The organism is Pseudomonas sp. JAI115 (genome assembly GCF_014200835.1).
GTDB lineage: Bacteria > Pseudomonadota > Gammaproteobacteria > Pseudomonadales > Pseudomonadaceae > Aquipseudomonas > Aquipseudomonas putida_A.
The window spans coordinates 413,506-428,167 of sequence record NZ_JACHCY010000001.1 but is presented as its reverse complement, the minus strand read 5'-3'; the positions used below and the strand labels follow the sequence as shown (position 1 = coordinate 428,167).

General features: G+C 59.4%; 13 protein-coding genes. 9 read left to right on the top strand and 4 right to left on the bottom strand.

The window, feature by feature from the left end; translation table 11 throughout:
- Nucleotides 1–31: 31 nt before the first annotated feature.
- From HDC30_RS01810 to HDC30_RS01800, 3 genes are all read right to left on the bottom strand, one after another.
- Nucleotides 32–724, bottom strand: coding sequence for a hypothetical protein (locus tag HDC30_RS01810; RefSeq protein WP_183780311.1), 693 nt, complete (start codon nucleotides 722–724; stop codon nucleotides 32–34).
- Nucleotides 725–792: 68 nt separating this feature from the next.
- A complete protein-coding gene (locus tag HDC30_RS01805; protein WP_260319860.1) occupies nucleotides 793–1,326 on the bottom strand; it encodes a hypothetical protein in 534 nt (177 codons plus the stop codon).
- A gap of 136 nt (nucleotides 1,327–1,462) precedes the next feature.
- Complete coding sequence (locus HDC30_RS01800) at nucleotides 1,463–2,995, bottom strand: hypothetical protein (RefSeq protein WP_183780308.1); 1,533 nt, start codon at nucleotides 2,993–2,995, stop codon at nucleotides 1,463–1,465.
- Nucleotides 2,996–3,547: 552 nt separating this feature from the next.
- On the opposite strand from HDC30_RS01800, the gene HDC30_RS01795 reads away from it, so the two are divergent.
- Nucleotides 3,548–3,907 carry a DUF6124 family protein gene (locus tag HDC30_RS01795; RefSeq protein WP_183780305.1) on the top strand — a complete coding sequence of 120 codons (360 nt, stop codon included), beginning with the start codon at nucleotides 3,548–3,550 and terminating at the stop codon, nucleotides 3,905–3,907.
- A 233-nt stretch (nucleotides 3,908–4,140) separates the two neighbouring features.
- On the opposite strand, the gene gspI is transcribed toward HDC30_RS01795, so the two are convergent.
- Complete coding sequence (gene gspI, locus HDC30_RS01790; RefSeq protein ID WP_183780302.1) at nucleotides 4,141–4,515, bottom strand: type II secretion system minor pseudopilin GspI; 375 nt, start codon at nucleotides 4,513–4,515, stop codon at nucleotides 4,141–4,143.
- Nucleotides 4,516–4,663: 148 nt separating this feature from the next.
- On the opposite strand from gspI, the gene gspG reads away from it, so the two are divergent.
- The 8 genes from gspG (at nucleotide 4,664) to HDC30_RS01750 (ending at nucleotide 14,473) form a co-directional block, all read left to right on the top strand.
- Nucleotides 4,664–5,122, top strand: a complete 459-nt coding sequence (gene gspG / locus HDC30_RS01785; RefSeq protein ID WP_027613117.1) for a type II secretion system major pseudopilin GspG — start codon at nucleotides 4,664–4,666, stop codon at nucleotides 5,120–5,122.
- An 8-nt stretch (nucleotides 5,123–5,130) separates the two neighbouring features.
- Nucleotides 5,131–6,084, top strand: a complete 954-nt coding sequence (gene gspK / locus HDC30_RS01780) for a type II secretion system minor pseudopilin GspK (protein WP_183780298.1) — start codon at nucleotides 5,131–5,133, stop codon at nucleotides 6,082–6,084.
- On the top strand, nucleotides 6,081–7,265 hold the full coding sequence (gspL, locus tag HDC30_RS01775) for a type II secretion system protein GspL (RefSeq protein ID WP_183780295.1): 1,185 nt from the start codon (nucleotides 6,081–6,083) through the stop codon (nucleotides 7,263–7,265). Before gspK ends, gspL begins: the two co-directional genes overlap by 4 nt.
- Complete coding sequence (gene gspM / locus HDC30_RS01770) at nucleotides 7,258–7,806, top strand: type II secretion system protein GspM (RefSeq protein WP_183780292.1); 549 nt, start codon at nucleotides 7,258–7,260, stop codon at nucleotides 7,804–7,806. The genes gspL and gspM overlap by 8 nt, the downstream gene beginning before the upstream one ends.
- Nucleotides 7,803–10,184, top strand: a complete 2,382-nt coding sequence (gene gspD / locus HDC30_RS01765; RefSeq protein ID WP_096797231.1) for a type II secretion system secretin GspD — start codon at nucleotides 7,803–7,805, stop codon at nucleotides 10,182–10,184. Before gspM ends, gspD begins: the two co-directional genes overlap by 4 nt.
- Before the next feature lie 96 nt (nucleotides 10,185–10,280).
- Nucleotides 10,281–11,687 (top strand): type II secretion system ATPase GspE, encoded by a 1,407-nt coding sequence (gene gspE, locus HDC30_RS01760; RefSeq protein ID WP_097087206.1) that lies wholly within the window; start codon nucleotides 10,281–10,283, stop codon nucleotides 11,685–11,687.
- Nucleotides 11,687–12,898, top strand: coding sequence for a type II secretion system inner membrane protein GspF (gspF, locus tag HDC30_RS01755; RefSeq protein ID WP_027613651.1), 1,212 nt, complete (start codon nucleotides 11,687–11,689; stop codon nucleotides 12,896–12,898). The genes gspE and gspF overlap by 1 nt, the downstream gene beginning before the upstream one ends.
- Nucleotides 12,899–13,363: 465 nt before the next feature.
- Entirely contained in the window at nucleotides 13,364–14,473 is a 1,110-nt protein-coding gene (locus HDC30_RS01750; protein ID WP_027613652.1) for a substrate-binding domain-containing protein, read from the top strand.
- Nucleotides 14,474–14,662: the final 189 nt, after the last annotated feature.

Sequence of the window (14,662 nt, the reverse complement as noted above, 5' to 3'; positions counted from 1 at the left end):
TTCTCAAAAGCGAAGAAAAAAGGGGGTAGATTTATTTTTCAGAAGATAGATCAGTCCCCTTCGTTTGGTTCCTTTTGTTCGTCCTCTTTGTTTTATTTTTAAGTTCTATAGCCCCCAAAACCATGAGTGCTTTATCCAAGCTTCTATAGTCATTAATTTTCTGATTTTCTAGGTTCGAATCCAGTAACTTGTCAATTACCTGAATGAATTGCCGATATTTTTTTAATTTGTTCGCGGCGGAGGTTCCTGGCGCAGGAAGCTCTGGATATTCATATCCAGTCAACTCTGGATTTTGATCGATCAGCGCTTTGCAAGCCGCTTGGACATTTCTATCTACAATCGGAAAGTAATCTGGGTGGCAAAAATGAAATACTGCTGAAATTGTCGGTAACTGAAAGCCTTGTGTAGCCACGAGCGTATTGAAAAATTGTTCTAAATTCTTAAATCGATCAGATGCGTCTATAGTGACCTTTCTGACGTTAAGGATAGCCTCGATCGCGGAAATTACATCTTCTGGAAACGGAATTTGAGACTTGTAATTTTTAATTGCAATTAAAGGTAAAATTATTTCCAAAACTTGCTTGAGTGAATCGCTGGTTAATACCTTGGATGCCGTATTTGAGTCATATCTGGCCACCAATGCTAAAATTTCTGAATAGCGTGCGTCTGAATAGTTTGGATAAATCGAATCAAACTGCTCCGCATATTTGTCAAGGTTTTCCAAATTGGCCCCTCCTGCCTCAGTTGTATACACAGTCGCAAGCGCCTTCGTCGAGAGAGTGCAGGTGTTATTTAATGTTTGCGCTCAGTTATATTATCCATGGTTAAAATTCGGTTCTTTTTCATTTGCTCTGACCTCATATAAATCTCCGAAGGAGGGGGGGGCGAAAATAAGTCAGCCCCTTTTTTTGCTTGACTCGCGTCGTCTTTATTGGGTTCTGGAGATGCATCCGGACATTCATCGGTCCATCGCGTAACCGTCATGTCTTTGAGCTGCTGACCAATGGTGTCGACACGTAAGCAGGCGCCTTTCTTGGAATAGAATAGGATGCAGCGCGAGCTATCAAAAGAGCAGGTATCGAGTTCCAGGAAATTGCGTGCAGCCAGCTCGCGCTCGACACCACTGTATTCATAGTTATCGCTGGTGTGTATCCGGGTTGGCTTCCATCCTTGTTTGATCAGTTTGGACCTGGCCGACACCAAGGGCTCATCGACGGCGATGCCTGCTGGCCCATGGTTGTCGTTTGTCGCTTGCGGGCCACCTGCAAACGCCAAGCTTGTAGCCGTGCAATACAACGCGAGCAGCAGGAGGATCGGGATCTTCATTTAGCAGTTCCTCCAGCTGATTTGTAGCTCGCCAAAAACTTTGGATACTCGGCGTACGGTTGCGGGTCAGTTTATTGCTGCTTGCGACATCACGCTCGGTATGTCACCGACCTTGAACTTCGGCAGACCTGACAAATCAGTTTCCCGCCACCCCTCTCAACCGCACTAGCTTAAGAATGGCCTCGTACAGGCTGGTTGCGCCCTTGTTGCTTTGGGTCAGTGGCACATCCACCTTGGTTCCATCACGCTTGGCAATCGTCAGCTTTTTATTCATTAGACCGCTAATGGTAACGTCGGTGATATCAGCAAGTGTCACACGGTGCGACTCTTTGAATGGCAAGTATGCATATACGCGCTCAAGATCAACCAATACGCCCTTGTCGCCGGAACCGAACACCGTGTCGTCGAAGTAGAACACCACCTCGTCCTTGGCAATGTTCAGCGCGTTTTTGGATTCGAATGCCAAGATCTTCTTCGCGGGCAAGTCCGGCGCCGCATAGAACTTGTGGTCGGCATTGGACCTGAAACCCTGTGCGGCCGTCGCCACGGTCAACCCGCTGGCGCTGTGTTTCGCGGCCCCCGGTAGTGCGGAGGTAATGGCAGATGGCGAACTTGCCTGAGTCTCGCGCGCCACGATTTTCTCGATCACTCGCTGACAGTGTTCGTCGAAACTTTCATAACAGATGAATTGCGCATAGCGCTCGATGTCCGGACGGCTGGCATTGAAACTTTCCACCGTGCTGAGATCGCACTGGCGAAATTGCTCCTGGATCAGCGCTTGCTTTTCCTTGAGCAGGCCTCCCATTCCGAAGAACTCCACAACATTATCCAGCCGCCCTTGATCAGCACCGAACTTGCGCAGCAGGATCGGATAGATGCGCTCGTTGTAGGGATAAACAGTAATCGCCTTGATCGCCGACGGCAGCACGGCTTCGTCAGGGATCAGGCCTTTTTCAATATTTTCGGTAATCGCTTGCGACTTTCTGATCTCGTCCTTCGAGTACCCATGCAACTTTCCGGGTGAGTCGGCATTGATGGCGTCGAGCGTCGCGAGGTAGGCCGCATTGACGATATTGCTGGCACCGTCTGCAAAAGCCTTGACCGTTGCCGGGCTCTTGAAAATCTCGTCTTTCTTGAATGAGTTGCCGAGTGCGCTGACCCCTTTGGCCATCAGGTTGAATACACCATGACCAATATTGGACATCAGGTTTTTCGCGTCGGCATCGTATACCGCTTTCTCTGAACCGTAGCCTACCCATTGGCGGCGGCCACGGCGGCGATTGGTGCGATGCGCATCCATCTCGGCAGAGCGCTCGACGATGGCCTCGTATTGCTCGGCCAGTATGCCGAAGTCTTCATCCCATGAGTCGTAGCGCTCCATGAAGGCGTCATAGAAACGTTCTTCGTCGATATCGTAGATCCCGTGGGCCACGGTGAGTTTGATACTTTGACCAATTGCCTGGATGCGGATCTCGTGTGCTAGATCGTCACCATCTTCGTAGAGGTTATCCAGGTCGGAAAACAGGTCGTAGAAGCCGCCATTGATTTTCCGCGACCATGTCGAGGCAATCGTTGAGAATGCTTGCCTGACCAGGTTTGTATCAAGCTTGCTCTGCGGTGTGTCGAGGGCGTGGCCGTAGAGTTCGATCTTCTGAATGCTTGCATCCATTGCGTGTCACCGTTCCTGGTTCGCGGGGAGAAGTAGGGGTGTAGGACAGCTCTATCAAAGGTGTAGCGTGGCCTTGATGATAGTGGCACAAGGCCGCTGCATACTACCTGCATTACTTCCCGTTTTCGACAGCCATTAAAGTCGCAATAGACCTGACCCGCGACAGCGGGCGGCAGGGATAAGGGTCGGGTCTATTTAGGGCCAAGTGGTGGAATGATATTTTGATAAACACCAACGTTTAAAAAGACATCTCAAAACACTCTCCCAGGCTACATATCCTTGCGCCTTTGCCTACAGCTACGCCAGAATCCGCCGGCTTGTGCGCCTTGGGGGCGGGTTCTATTGTGGTTCGGTCGCTGAATGTTCAGTGACCGGGTTTAGCAGCTCGCCAATTTTCAAGGCACGCAGGTTCCGCCATAACGTTATGGTGGCTTTGCGTGGGGCACTTCGGTGCGCCGGGATCCTTGAGCCTGGTCTGCTAACCCGCGTAAAGCCGCCACCTTTTCGTTTAGCAGCGATGGCTGACGGCTCCATTTCTCAAGGAGCTTCACCATGATCAAACCAACACCCAACCCGACCGAAACCGCGTCGGTTTCCCCCTACGAATCCATCGATTCCAAAAAACTCCACGAAGCCGCCGACCGCGCGCTCGACCATTACCTCTGTCCGCCCGGTTCCACGCCACCGCCACGTAAAACCCGTGGGATGTATGCCGTGACGGCGGACAATAAAACCGAAGAACTGCTGGTCGATGCCAGTGAAACGCTCGCGTCGGCCAAAACTCTCGCGCAGAACATTGCCAGTTTGTTGCCGGTGTCGCAGCGTCACGCGCTGGCGGGGATTGCGCAGTTGATTATGCTCGGGGAGTTGGCGGTGAATCGGGCTTTGGATAATTTGCAGTTGCCGGGGTGATGTAGGTGTCGGGGACACTTGGTTATTGATCGGGTGTTCATTCTGGCGCCTTCGCGAGCAGGCTCGCTCCCACAGGGTTTTATGCTGATTGCGGATATCGTGTGGGGCATGCGTTGTTTTGGCTGCCTGAGATGTTTGTGTAGGAGCTGCCGGAGGCTCGGGCCGTGATCGGACGATCTTTTGATTTTGGTTGTAAAAGATCAAAGTCAAAAGATCGCAGCCTTCGGCAGCTCCTACAGGGGGCGGTTCAGTAGAGTTTCCAGGCGGGCTAGGGGCAGGGCGTCTTGGTTGCGGTTGAAAACCTGTATGCCGACTTTGAGTAATCGGCCATTTTCAGCCGTGGCGATGGCTTGTTCGCAGCGCAATAGCAGGCGTCCTTGATCACAGTCCTGCGCCTTTACTCCTATCGGCAATCGACCCTCCAGTTGCAGCTCCGCCATGCGCGTCTGCGCCGCAATCATCGCCACCGAGCGATCCCGCAAAATCCCGCTGCTCTGCGTCATCAACCCCGCCACGCGCACAGCCGCGGACATCGCCACGGCAATGATCGCAAGCGCCACCAGCACTTCAATCAGGGTGAATCCGCTTTCTCGGAAGCGCGTAGGCATAAATGGCCCAAAACCAAACCACAGCCCTCGACCCTAACCCGCGTCCTTGACGGCTTGACGACGAAAACTCCCGAGGATTTTCAACATCCCTGACATATCTTCTTGCAACACTGCGCGTCGAATCGAATCAAGCCAAGGGAATGTCGAGATGGATATCGCGCAGTTCAAACAGCCCGGACGACCGAGTCGGATGCCCCGTGGGCAGCAGGGTTTTACCCTGATCGAGATCATGGTGGTGGTGGTGATTCTCGGGATTCTGGCGGCGATGGTGGTGCCCAAGGTGCTGGATCGGCCGGATCAGGCGCGGGCCACGGCGGCCAAGCAGGATATTGGTGGTTTGATGCAGGCGCTGAAGTTGTATCGCCTCGATCACGGTACTTATCCGAGCCAGAGTCAGGGTTTGAAAGTGCTGGTGGAGCGGCCGGCGGATGCGAAGAATAGCAACTGGCGTTCGTACCTGGAGCGTTTGCCGAATGACCCGTGGGGTCGTCCTTATCAGTACCTCAACCCCGGCGCGAATGGCGAGATCGATATCTTTTCCCTCGGTGCCGACGGTCAGCCTGACGGCGACGGCGTGAATGCCGATATCGGTTCCTGGCAGCTGTAAGGCCGGTGATGAACAGCCAATCGAACCAGCAGGGGATGGCGATCATCAGTGCGCTGTTGATTGCGGCGGTGGTCGCGGTGATTGCGGCGGGGATGTTGACCCGGCAGAGCGTTTCGACCCGCGCGCTGGAGGCGGATCAGCAGCGGGTGCAGGGGCGCTGGTTGTTGCACGGTGGGCTGGAGATCAGCCGGCAGTTGCTCTGGGATGCGCGGCAGCGTGATCCGCTGACCCGGCTCGATCAGCCGTGGGCGCAGCGCTTGAATGCACAAGGTTTCGAGGGTCGGCTGGAGGATGAGCAGGGCAAGTTCAACCTGCGCAATCTGGTGGCCAACGAGCGTGTCGATGAGGCTCAGGTGCAGGCGTTTCAGCGGCTTTGCGAGTTGATCGGTATCAGCGCCGGGTTGAGTCAGCGCATCAGTCAGCGGGTGATCGGCTCTTATCCGTATCTGTTGAATCCGCAGATTGCCGAAAACACCGCGAGCAAAAACGGCTTTGACAGTGGCCGTGCCACGTCGCCGAATGCTTCGCGCAAGCCACAGAATCCGAAGTTGCCGATGCTGCGCAGTGTCGATGATTTGCGCAGCGTCGAGGGCGTGAATGAGGCGGTCATCGGCAAACTGGCGCCGTACCTGACGGTGATTCCGGCGACCACTTGGCTCAATGGCAATACCGCCACCGCGCCGGTGTTGGCCGCGTACGTGCCGGGGTTGTCGCTGGAGCGCGCGCAGGCGCTGATCAACGAGCGCGATGCCGGGCGCTGGTTCATCAACCGTGGCGATTTCGTCAACCGCTTGCGCATGCCCAATCTGGAGCTGACCAGCGTCAAGGTCGGCATCACCAGCGACTGGTTTCGTCTGCGCGGCGAGGCGCGGCGTGATCAGCGCCGAGTCAGTCTCGATGCGTTGCTGCACCGCAGTGAGGATCGTCTGCCGCAGGTGATCTGGTCGCGGGTGGGCGTATGAGTCAGTTGCGTGTGAGTTTGCCGCCACTGGCGCAGTTGAGTCTCGACAGTGAAATGGACTGTGCGTGGCTGGACCGGCAGGGGCAGGTCATTCGTGAGCAGCGTCTGACCTTTACTCAACTGGGGCAGCTACCGAAGCAGCCAGCGCTGAGCGCTTTTCTGCACCCGGCAGACAGCCTGCTGGCGAGCATCGATCTGCCGCCATTGCCGGCAAACAAGACCGCAGCGGCGGTGCAATGCGCGGCGCAGGCCTTGATGCTCGGTGACTGCAACGACATGCACATCGCCCACAGTTCGCGGGATGAAGCGGGGCAGGTGCAGATCGCCTGGGCGCCGCGTCAGCGTTTGCAGCATCTGGGGCAACTGCTGAAACAGGCCGGTCTGAATCTGCGCGGCTTGTACCCGGCGGCGTACCGCTTGCCGGTGCTGCCGGGCACGGTGGCCTGTCGGCAGGACGGCCATTTGTTGCTGCGCGAAAGCGTGCAGGTGGCGCGGGTGCAGCCGTTGTTCGACGAGGAGATTGGCGATTGGCTGCTGAGCTGCGGGACGCCGCTGCACTGGATCGGTTCTGCACCGCCGCCGGATGCGCAATTGCCGATGGCCGAGGCGCAACGCTGGGCCGGGCCGTTGCCCGGTTGGGGCCTGCAGGGTGCGGTGCAACAGCAGCGCGGCGAGCATCGCGGTTGGGGCCGGGCGCTGGGGCTTTGCGCATTGGCGGTGGCGGTGTGGGTGATCGGCTTGAACCTGTATGCCGCCGGCGAAGCCAGTCAGGGTCAGCAGCTCAAGGCGCAGATGGCGCTGCGGGTGAAGCAGGCCTTTCCCGAGTTGCCGGTGATCCTCAATCCGTTGCAACAGGCGCGTCAGCAATTGGCGGCGCGGCAGAAGGGCGCGGCGGAGGACCCGGCGCAGCCGTTCAATCGGCTGGTGTTGCAGGCCGGCAGTGGCATGCCGTTCATGGCCGGCACAGTCGAGCGCCTGACGTTTGTCGACGGCAGCTTGCAGTTGAGTCTGCTGGCCGATGCCCGGCGCAGCGCCAATGACAAGGACAAGGATTGGCAAGCCGCATTGGCCCAGGTCGGGATCAGTGCGACGGCTGACGATGAAGGCTGGCTGTTGCGACCGAGCGACGAAGTTACCACCCCCGATGAAAGCGCTGACGACAGCGGAGCAGAAGATGAATAAGGCATCGCTCGCGGTTTATCGCGCCCGTTGGCAGCGTTTCAGCGCGCAACTTCAGGCGCGCTGGCAAGCGCTGGCCCTGCGCGAAAAACGTATGGTCGGCGGCATGGTGGTGGTGCTGCTGTCGCTGTTGGTGTGGGTCGCATTGATTCAACCACCGCTGAAAAAAATCACTTACTGGCAAAGCGAAACGCCGAAGCTGCGCGCGCAGACCGAAGCGCTTGAAGTGCTGTTGCGCGAGGTCAGCGTACGTCCGCCGGGGCAAAGCATCGAGCAGTCGCTTGAGCAGACGCTACTGGCTGCCGGTCTGGCCGGACACTATCAATTTCAGGCCGGAGAGGCCGGCGCGTGGCAATTGACGTTCGACGCGGCGCCGGCCGATGCAGTGCTCGACTGGCTGTTGAGCACCCCGGCACAGCTTTCTCTGCAAGTGGTCGAGGCCCGTCTGCAACGCGCCGACAACGCTTCGACCGAAGTCACTGCCGGCACATTGTCAGGCACCGTTCGCATGGATCAGGCGCTGGGCGCTAAGGAAGCTTCATGAAGGGGTCAGGATCCAAACCGGCGCGCATGGCGTTGCCGATGCTGCTGATGGCGTTGAGCGCGTGCAGCAACACCACCACGCCGCCGAACCAGCCGCCGTTGCTGGTGGACAGCGAACTCGGCCGCCCATTGGCCAACACCCAACGCAGCGGTGACGCGCTGCTCGATCGGCAGCGCGCCCAGGCTCAAACCGCGCCGCAACCACGGCAGATGCACAACATCACCGAACGTGCACGCAGTGGCGGCGCCCCACGTGGCAGCACACTGCCGAGCAATCCGCTGGGCGATCAGCCGGTGACGCTGAATTTTGTCGATGCCGATATTCAAGCGGTGGTGCGCGCGTTGTCGCGTTCCACCGGCCAGCAGTTTCTGGTCGACCCTCGGGTCAAGGGCAGCCTGACGCTGGTCTCGGAAGGTCAGGTGCCGGCGCGCCAGGCCTACGACATGCTGCTCGCGGCGTTGCGCATGCAGGGTTTCAGCGTGGTCGATGTCGGTGGCGTCGCGCAGGTGGTGCCGGAGGCCGACGCGAAACTGCTCGGCGGGCCGATCTACAGCCCGGACAAACCGGCCGGCAATGGCATGCTCACCCGCACCTTTCGCCTGCAATACGAGAACGCGGTGAACCTGATTCCGGTGTTGCGCCCGATCGTGTCGCCGAACAATCCGATCAATGCCTACCCCGGCAACAACACCATCGTCGTCACCGATTACGCCGAGAACCTCACGCGCGTCGCCCAGTTGATCCAGACCATCGACACCCCGAGTGCGATCGACACCGACGTGGTGCAGATCCAGAACGGCATCGCCGCCGACATCGCGCCGATGGTCGCGGATCTGCTCGACGCGCCGGGCAATGACCCGACGCAGAAAATCGCGGTGATCGGCGACCCGCGTTCCAACACCATCATCATCCGCGCCGGCAGCCCCGAGCGCACCGAGCTGGCGCGCAACCTGATCTACAAACTCGACAACGCGCAGAGCAATCCGAGCAACCTGCACGTGGTTTATTTGCGTAACGCGCAAGCGGCGAAACTGGCGCAGGCCTTGCGCGGGCTGTTGACTGGCGAGAGCGACAGCGGCACCAGCGACAGTGCGCGCTCGGTGCTCAGCGCCATGGGCAGCAACGGCAATAACAATGGCGGTTCGAGCGCGCAGAGCGGCACGCAAACCAGTGGCAACACCTCGACCACATCCAGCACCGGCAGCACCGGCGGCAGTTACGCCCAGGGCAGCAGTTCGACCGGCAGCGGCGGCAGTCAGGCCAGCGAACAGAACGTTGCGTTCAGCGCTGGCGGGGTGACGATTCAGGCTGACGCGACCACCAACACTTTGCTGATATCAGCGCCGGAACCGTTGTATCGCAATCTGCGCGAGGTGATTGATCTACTCGACCAGCGCCGCGCGCAAGTGGTGATCGAGAGCCTGATCGTTGAGGTCGGCGAGGACGATGCCAGCGAATTCGGCGTGCAATGGCAGACCGGCAATCTCGGTGGTAAAGGCGTGATCGGCGGGGCCAACCTTGGCGGTTCGGGGATCAATCTCAACGGCAAGACCAGTCTCGATGTGCTGCCGCAGGGTTTGAACCTCGGCTACGTCAACGGCACCGTCGATATCCCCGGCATCGGCAAGATTCTCGACCTCAAAGTGCTGGCCCGGGCGTTGAAGAGCAAGGGCGGCACCAACGTGCTGTCGACGCCAAACCTGCTGACCCTGGATAACGAAGCGGCGAGTATTTTTGTCGGCCAGACCATTCCGTTTGTCAGCGGCAGCTACGTCACTGGCGGCGGTGGCACCAGCAACAACCCGTTCCAGACCGTGACCCGGGAAGAGGTGGGGTTGAAGCTGAATGTGCGGCCGCAGATTTCCGAGGGCGGCACGGTCAAGCTTGATATCTATCAGGAAGTCAGCAGCATCGACGAACGCGCGTCGGCCAGTGCGACGTCGGCGGGGATCGTCACCAACAAGCGCGCGATCGACACCAGCATCCTGCTCGACGACGGCCAGATCATGGTCCTCGGCGGCTTGCTGCAGGACGGCTACAGCCAGAGCAATGAGGCGGTGCCATGGCTGGGGACCCTGCCGGGGATCGGCGCGCTGTTTCGCAACGAACGCCGGGCGATCACCAAGACCAACCTGATGGTGTTCCTGCGCCCGTACATCATCCGCGACAGCGAAGCGGGGCGCAGCATCACCCTCAACCGCTACGACTTCATGCGCCGCGCCCAGGGCGGCCTGCAACCGGAACGCAGCTGGGCAATGCCGGACATGCAGGCGCCGCAGTTGCCGACGGCGGCGCAGGGTGTGCCGAGCCCAGTTCCTGCTTCGGGCCCCCGCGCGACTATCAAAGCGGTGCCGATCGAAGGGAGCACGCGCTTTTGAATCCGACCCTCAATCTGAGAAGTAAACCTGTGGTGAGGGGATAAATCCCCTCACCACAAAAACATGTTCAGACCCGAGAGTTGGGGAGGTTATGAGATGAGTTCACTGCCCTACGCCTGGGCCAAGGCTCAGCGCATTCTGTTGTGCGACGGGGTGCTGACGGTGTGTCCATCGACGCCCGGCTGGTCGATCAGTGAGGTGCGGCGGCAGTTCGGTGAGACTTCGCTCAAGCGCGTGCGCGACGACGAGCTCGATGGCCTGCTCGCCACGGCCTATGCCGACACCGGCAGTGCCGCCGCTGTGGTTGGCGCAGCAGAAAACGAAGTCGATCTCGACCGGCTGATGCAGGACATGCCGGAAATCACCGATCTGCTCGACACTCAGGACGGCGCGCCGGTGATCCGCATGATCAACGCCTTGCTGACCCAGGCCGCCCGCGATGAGGCCAGCGACATTCACATCGAACCGTTCGAAACCCATTCGGTGGTGCGCTACCGGGTCGATGGCACCCTGCGTGACGTGGTTTCGCCGCGCAAGGCGCTGCACGGCGCGCTGGTGTCGCGGATCAAGATCATGGCCCAGCTCGACATCGCCGAAAAACGCTTGCCGCAGGACGGTCGTATCGCGCTGCGCGTAGCCGGTCGGCCGATCGATATTCGTGTCTCAACCGTGCCCACCGGCCATGGCGAGCGGGTGGTGATGCGCTTGCTCGACAAACAGGCCGGGCGCCTGCATCTGGAAACGTTGGGCATGGACGCGCAGGTGCTGGCCAAACTCGATCACCTGATCCGCCAGCCCCACGGCATCGTGCTGGTCACCGGTCCCACCGGCAGCGGCAAGACCACCAGCCTCTATGCGGCGCTGGCGCGACTGGATGCCAGCACCAGCAACATCCTCACCGTCGAAGACCCGGTGGAATACGACCTGCCGGGGATCAGCCAGATTCAGGTCAACGCCAAGATCGACATGACCTTCGCCCTGGCATTGCGGGCGATTCTGCGCCAGGACCCGGACATCATCATGATCGGCGAAATCCGCGATCTGGAAACCGCACAAATCGCCGTGCAGGCGTCGCTCACCGGTCACCTGGTGCTGGCGACGCTGCACACCAACGACGCGGTGTCGGCGGTCAACCGCTTGATCGACATGGGTGTCGAGCCGTTTCTACTGGCGTCGTCGATGCTCGGCGTTCTGGCGCAACGGCTGGTGCGCCGGCTGTGCAATCAGTGCAAACAGCAAGACCCGGCAGCTCCGGGAACCTGGCGCCCGGTGGGCTGCGCCGCCTGCAATCACACCGGCTACAGCGGCCGTACCGGCATCCACGAATTGTTCTGCATCGACGACGACATCCGCACCCTGATTCACCAAGGGGCAGGGGAGCAGGCCTTGCGTGCGGCAGCGGCCAAGGCCGGGATGTTCAGCCTGCGCGAGGACGGCGAGCGCTGGATTCGCAGCGGCGCCACCGCGCCTGAAGAAATCCTTCGTGTGACCCGAGACGCCTGATGAATCGCTATCGTTTTGAAGCCGCCGACGCTACCGGCAAGATCGAGTCCGGGCACCTGGAGGCGGACAGCCAGGGCGCGGCGTTCGGCGTGTTGCGCAGCCGTGGTTTGACCGCGTTGTCGGTGCACAAGGAAAGCAACGTCGCCCAGCATGGCGGCGGAGGTCTGTTCAGTGCGCGTATGTCGGACAACGATCTGGCCTGGGCCACCCGCCAACTGGCGAGCCTGCTCGGTGCCAGCCTGCCGTTGGAAGCGGCGCTCAGCGCGACAGTGGAGCAGGCCGAGAAAAAACACATCGCCCACACCCTCAGCGCGGTCCGCGCCGACGTGCGCAGCGGCATGCGTCTGGCCGAGTCACTGGCCGCGCGGCCACGGGATTTTCCGGAGATCTACCGCGCGTTGATCGCTGCGGGGGAGGAGTCCGGCGATCTGGCGCAGGTGATGGAGCGGCTGGCGGACTACATCGAGGAGCGCAATAACCTGCGCGGCAAGATCCTCACCGCGTTTATCTATCCGGGTGTGGTCGGGCTGGTGTCGATCGGCATTGTGATTTTTCTGCTGAGTTACGTGGTGCCGCAGGTGGTCAGTGCGTTTTCCCAGGCGCGGCAGGACTTGCCGGGGTTGACCTTGGCGATGCTCACCGCCAGCGATTTCATTCGGGCGTGGGGCTGGTTGTGTGCGGCGATCATGGCAGGGGCGTTCTGGAGCTGGCGCCTGTATCTGCGCAATCCGGCGGCACGTTTGAGTTGGCATCATCGGGTGCTGAAATTGCCGCTGATCGGACGGTTCGTGTTGGGCCTGAACACCGCACGTTTCGCCTCGACCCTGGCGATTCTCGGCGGTGCCGGGGTGCCGTTGTTGCGCGCGTTGGAGGCGGCGCGGCAGACGCTATCGAATGATCGCCTGAGTCTGAGTGTCAGCGACGCCACGGCCAAGGTTCGCGAAGGGGTGAACCTCGCGGCGGCGTTGCGGGTGGAAAACGTGTTTCCGCCGGTGCTGATTCACCTGATCGCCAGCGGCGAGAAAACCGGCGCACTGCCGCCGATGCTCGAACGTGCGGCGCAGACCCTGTCCCGCGATATCGAACGGCGGGCGATGGGCATGACCGCATTGCTCGAACCGCTGATGATTGTGGTGATGGGCGGGGTGGTGCTGGTGATTGTGATGGCGGTGTTGTTGCCGATCATTGAGATCAACCAGTTGGTGCAGTAGGTGATTTTTCGGGTGTCTGGTCTGGCGTCATCGCGAGCAGGCTCACTCCTACAGGTGTAATGCATTTCAATTTGTAGGAGTGAGCCTGCTCGCGATGACGCCGGCCGAAACAGCAAAAAATTCAAATATTTTCCCTTCAGCCTGATACTCACCCGACCCTGATTCCCCCCATCCTCGGGTTCTCCTTTCTGTCATCTGCAACCACCCCGCAACGGCTGCAGCCAGTTTCAGCCAAACCCACGATCCAGACCCCTCGCAATCCCCCGCAAACACCCGAGAAAACCGTCGGAAAATCAGCGCGCAGCTCCCGAGGTTTTTTCCTTTATCTGTCACCGCAAGATGCGAATTTCTCAGTGCGACTTAACCACGGACCCCGCTTGCGAAGGTCAGCGGTGAGTCTTCCCAGTGTCATGCAAGACCCCTGAAAACCTGTGTTCACAACCATCGTTGAAAAGGAGATTCTTCATGTTCAAGCGCACTCTGATCGCCGCTTCCCTGACCGTCGCCGCCCTGGCTTCCGCTCAAGCCATGGCCGTTACCGGTGGTGGCGCCACTCTGCCAGCCGCTCTGTACAAAGGTTCGGCCGACAGCATCCTGCCAGCCAACTTCAGCTACGCCGCCGTGGGCAGCGGTGCCGGCAAGACCGCTTTCCTGACCAACAACCCGGCCGGTTTCAGCACCACCGGCACCGTGCATTTCGCCGGTAGCGACTCGATCCTCAACGCTTCGGAACTCAGCACCTACAAGAACACTTACAACGCTTCGTACGGCCCGTTGATTCAACTGCCGTCGGTGGCCACTTCGGTTGCCATCCCGTACAAAAAAGCCGGCCAGACCGCGCTGAACCTGACCAGCGCTCAGCTGTGCGAAGTGTTCTCGGGCCAGAAAACCACCTGGGGTGCTCTGCTGGGTACTTCCGACGCGACCACGATCCGCGTTGTTTATCGCAACGTTTCCAGCGGCACTTCGGAAATCCTGACTCGTCACCTGAACTCGGTCTGCCCGACTCAGTTTGCGACCAACTCCACCTTCACCAGCGCTCGTATCGGCGGCATCGCTCTGCCTTCGAACTGGGTCGGCGTCGCCAACACTTCCGAAGTTGCCACTGCCGTGAACGCGGTTGACGGTTCCATCGGTTATGTAGGTCCGGACGGCGTCGATGCCACCAGCAACGCTGTTGTTGCTCGCATTAACGGTGTTCAGCCGACTGCGCTCAACGTGACGCTGGCGCTGTCGTCGGTCAATCCTCCGGCGAATGCTATCGATGCTGCCGATCCGTCCAAGTGGTCGCCAGTGGTTGCTAACCCGGCTTCGGGCTACAAACTGGCTGCCTACACCAACTTCATCTTCGGTCAGTGCTACAAGGATGCAACCGTGGCTGCGGCCGTCAAAGCCTTCCTGACTCAGCACTACAGCAACCCGGGCAACAACACTGCGACCCAGGCCCACAAGTTCGTCGCCGTGCCTAATGCCTGGAAAACCGCTGTGACCGCCAACTTCATCACCAACACTTCGGGCAACAACCTGGACATCAACAACGCCAGCGTCTGCAACGCTATCGGTCGTCCTTTGTAAGCTCGCGCGGTCGTAACACCGATGACGGCAACCTTCGGGTTGCCGTCATTTTTTTTGGCTCGAATACACGCCGAACATGAAGTTTGTGTGACATCCGTTCGGTCGCGCCCTCCGCCAACGGCCTATGTCGTAACAGCAGGTTTTTGCGCGCCTGCGGCCATATGTGGCAATCAAAAAAGGATCTCGTAG

Coding starts and splice junctions, on each gene's coding strand:
- HDC30_RS01805 (WP_260319860.1), bottom strand. CDS start 1,326: ATGAAGATCCCGATCCTCCTGCTGCTCGCGTTGTATTGCACGGCTACA.
- HDC30_RS01800 (WP_183780308.1), bottom strand. CDS start 2,995: ATGGATGCAAGCATTCAGAAGATCGAACTCTACGGCCACGCCCTCGAC.
- HDC30_RS01795 (WP_183780305.1), top strand. CDS start 3,548: ATGATCAAACCAACACCCAACCCGACCGAAACCGCGTCGGTTTCCCCC.
- gspI (WP_183780302.1), bottom strand. CDS start 4,515: ATGCCTACGCGCTTCCGAGAAAGCGGATTCACCCTGATTGAAGTGCTG.
- gspG (WP_027613117.1), top strand. CDS start 4,664: ATGGATATCGCGCAGTTCAAACAGCCCGGACGACCGAGTCGGATGCCC.
- gspK (WP_183780298.1), top strand. CDS start 5,131: ATGAACAGCCAATCGAACCAGCAGGGGATGGCGATCATCAGTGCGCTG.
- gspL (WP_183780295.1), top strand. CDS start 6,081: ATGAGTCAGTTGCGTGTGAGTTTGCCGCCACTGGCGCAGTTGAGTCTC.
- gspM (WP_183780292.1), top strand. CDS start 7,258: ATGAATAAGGCATCGCTCGCGGTTTATCGCGCCCGTTGGCAGCGTTTC.
- gspD (WP_096797231.1), top strand. CDS start 7,803: ATGAAGGGGTCAGGATCCAAACCGGCGCGCATGGCGTTGCCGATGCTG.
- gspE (WP_097087206.1), top strand. CDS start 10,281: ATGAGTTCACTGCCCTACGCCTGGGCCAAGGCTCAGCGCATTCTGTTG.
- gspF (WP_027613651.1), top strand. CDS start 11,687: ATGAATCGCTATCGTTTTGAAGCCGCCGACGCTACCGGCAAGATCGAG.
- HDC30_RS01750 (WP_027613652.1), top strand. CDS start 13,364: ATGTTCAAGCGCACTCTGATCGCCGCTTCCCTGACCGTCGCCGCCCTG.